The following is a 2,614-nucleotide window of genomic DNA, read 5'->3' as shown; positions in this document are numbered from 1 at the left end:
CGCCATCAGGGCAAGTGACATCCCCGGCAATTGCGCCCGGGTGTCAGCTCACAGCCATTCGGCAAATGGACGTGTGCACAGCCGCGCCCCGATCCGCAGGCCAGCGGAGATCAGAAGCGGCAGTATCAGCGCAGCCCCCAGCATAAGCCCGGACAGAAAGATAAACCCTGCAATAAGCCCTTGAAAGATAGAGATAACCGCAAGTCCTGCAAGCAAACAGACAGCACCTGCAATCGCCGCCGCCAGGTGCGACTTGCTTGCTTGCTGCCCGCGGGCCTGGGTTGCGGGTGCGGCCAGCAGGGGCATCCGCCATAAGGCATAAAGCGCCTGCGCCCCGGCCAGGAACGTGCCGCCGCAGGCCATTGCCAGCCCGGACAAAACCCATTCAAGACGCAAGCTGAGGGCGCCGTCCACCGAGGCGCCGTAGAGCCCGGACAGCGTGGCCTGAACATCCGGCAGCAGTGCTGCAGCCACCAGATAGCCTCCGGCCAGCCCCGCAATCCCGGAAATCAGCGCAACAACCGCAAGCTCGGCTGCAAACAGGGCAACCAGTACCCGCATCGGAACGCCCAGCCCGCGCAAGGTCCGGATCATGCTGCGGCGCTGCTCCAGGCTGAGGCCGATGGTCCCTTGAACAATGAACAGCCCAACAGCAAAGGACAACAAACCAAAGGCTGTCAGGTTGAGATGGAAACTGTCGGTAAGCCGCGCCGTATCTGCTGCTGCATTCCGGGCTGGAATGCGGGTCAGGCCCGGGGCAAGTTGCTGCAGGGGTGTCAGGCCGGACAATTGATCCGGCAGAATGATCAGATAGCTGAGACTGTCCGGCTGGCGCAGCAGCCGGCTGGCCAAACTGATGTCGGCGATCAGCACACCCGGCGGCAACCTGTCTGTTTGGGTGACCGGGTGTTCACTTTGCGCGGCTGCAAGCACAAGCGCGGTTTCCGGGTGAGCAAAAAACCGGCCCGGCGGCAAAAGCGCATCCAATGCAGGTGCGCTGTCCTGCTCTGCCGCCTCGGCCAGGGCCGGAACCAGCGGATGGCTTAGCAGATCAATGCCCATGATATCAAAGCTTTGCCGCTTGAACCTGACAGTTCCTTCCAGAACAGGCGTCAGCTGCCATCCAGACCGGCGCAAGCTGGCATATTGCTGCAGCGGGATCGCGCCGTCTTCCGGCGCCAGCCGGTCCGCAGCTGTTGTACCTAGCTGCTCGGCGGCGCGTGCGTAACTGGCGCGGGCTTCGCCGTTGATTGCCTGAACTGCAGACCAAAGCCCCGTTGCCAGGGCCAGCCCGGCCATCAGCGTTGCCAGTTGCAGGGGATGCCGGCGCCAGTGCGACAGGATGGCACTCAGCGCGGAGCGGATCATGCGGCCTGGCCAAGCTGCAAATGCAGGCGCTGGTCCAGCATCCTGGCAATGGCTGCGGAATGGGTGACCAGAAACAGGGCCGCGCCGCTCTCCCGGACCAGTTCCAGCATCAGGTCCATCACCGCCGCGCTGGCGGTCTCATCCAGGTTCCCGGTCGGCTCATCCGCCAGCAGCAATTTGGGACGCAAGGCCAGGGCACGGCCAATGGCAACCCGCTGTTGCTGCCCGCCTGAGAGCTGCTCTGGATAGCGATCGAGTAAACCGGCCAGGCCAAGACGGTCCGCCAGCACTTGCCCCCAATCAGGGTCCCACCGGTTTCCCAACCGCGCATGCAACGCGATATTCTGCCAAATACTTAGTGAGGGTATTAAATTAAACTGCTGGAAAACAAGAGAAACATCATTTCTTCGCAACGCCGCGCGCTGCCGGTCTCTGAGGTTTGACAGCGGGGTGCCGGCAACTTCAATTTCGCCGCTGTCAAAACGATCCAATGCCCCGGCTAAGTGCAGCAATGTGCTTTTACCTGAGCCGCTGTCACCCGTCAGCGCCAGGCTGCTGCCAGCCGCCAAATCCAAAGACACCCCGCGCAAGACAGCGTTTTCCGGCGTTTGTCCCGGATAGGTTTTGATAACATTGCGGATCTTCAAAACCATCCTGCGGCACCCTCCTGCGCTTTGGTCTTCAATGCCTGCAACGGCACTCAATACCTCCGCCAGGAAGAAGTCCAGTGCGGCACAAAGGCTGGCCCATCCGGCTTTCTTATGGTTAAGCGTTGCGGAGTACCTTTCTAAGCTGCTGAAAAGCCCCAACACAGCCCCACACCAACGGGAGAGCAAAGATGACGCTATGGAACCAGTTGCTGTGGGGCTCAGTCTATCTGAGTGTCTGCCTGATCCTCGAAATCTCCGTTTTGGTTTTGTGTTCCGCCGTGCTGAACAGGATGTCGGCGGGCTTTGCCAAACCCTTCAGGCCCTGGCAGATCGGGCTCATGCTGGTGGTTGCGATTTTCATAATTCTGGGCAGTCATACGGCTCAGGTCTGGATCTGGTCCGCTGCTTTTGTCCTGGTCGGTGCGATCGGCGACTGGAACACATCAGTCTATTTCTCTCTGGCGACCTATACCACGCTTGGCTACGGCGACGTTGTGCTAGGGCCGGCGTTGCGGATTTTTGCCGCCTTTGATGCAGTCACCGGGTTATTCGGCTTTGGGATCAGCACGGCCTTTCTGGTTAGCGCAATGGGGCGG

The 2,614-nt window shown here is 60.7% G+C and carries 3 protein-coding genes; 1 reads left to right on the top strand and 2 read right to left on the bottom strand.

The features are described 5' to 3' along the window. Nucleotides 1-48: 48 nt before the first annotated feature. Both A2I95_RS30745 and A2I95_RS30740 read right to left on the bottom strand, forming a co-directional pair. A complete protein-coding gene (locus A2I95_RS30745; protein ID WP_291735945.1) occupies nucleotides 49-1,368 on the bottom strand; it encodes an FtsX-like permease family protein in 1,320 nt (439 codons plus the stop codon). Next, on the bottom strand, nucleotides 1,365-2,021 hold the full coding sequence (locus A2I95_RS30740) for an ABC transporter ATP-binding protein (protein ID WP_291735946.1): 657 nt from the start codon (nucleotides 2,019-2,021) through the stop codon (nucleotides 1,365-1,367). The genes A2I95_RS30745 and A2I95_RS30740 overlap by 4 nt, the downstream gene beginning before the upstream one ends. A gap of 185 nt (nucleotides 2,022-2,206) precedes the next feature. On the opposite strand from A2I95_RS30740, the gene A2I95_RS30735 reads away from it, so the two are divergent. Beyond that, a partial coding sequence (locus A2I95_RS30735; RefSeq protein ID WP_291735944.1) for an ion channel occupies nucleotides 2,207-2,614 on the top strand: 408 nt, incomplete at its 3' end.

The organism is Leisingera sp. F5 (assembly GCF_001593695.1).
Note: the sequence above shows the minus strand (reverse complement) of the source record. Positions and strands in the feature narration are given on the sequence as shown.

What these genes read in the sequence shown, in the direction of transcription:
- A2I95_RS30745 (WP_291735945.1), bottom strand. Translation starts at nt 1,368, where the DNA reads ATGATCCGCTCCGCGCTGAGTGCCATCCTGTCGCACTGGCGCCGGCAT.
- A2I95_RS30740 (WP_291735946.1), bottom strand. Translation starts at nt 2,021, where the DNA reads ATGGTTTTGAAGATCCGCAATGTTATCAAAACCTATCCGGGACAAACG.